This is a genomic window from Streptomyces lushanensis (assembly GCF_001700515.1).
In the GTDB taxonomy this organism is placed as follows: domain Bacteria; phylum Actinomycetota; class Actinomycetes; order Streptomycetales; family Streptomycetaceae; genus Streptomyces; species Streptomyces lushanensis.
This window is the reverse complement of sequence record NZ_MAUD01000481.1, coordinates 565-807: the sequence shown is the minus strand read 5'-3', so window position 1 is coordinate 807 and position 243 is coordinate 565.

Sequence of the window (243 nt, the reverse complement as noted above, 5' to 3'; positions counted from 1 at the left end):
GCGGCCGGGGAGCCGTGGCCGGCGGGACCGAGGGAGGGCATCGGGCCGCCGGTGCCCGGGAGGGGCTGACGCGGCGCGTGTGGTGGGCGTACCGTGGGCCGCCGGACAGCGCGATGGCCGGTCAGCTCCCCAGCTGACCGGCCAAAGCTGCCGTCCGCCGCACCCCCGTCCCCACGGGGTTGTTGGCCGGATGTCCCCGACCCGGGCCGCTCTCCCGGGTCCGGGGCGCCGCTCAGCGCCCCA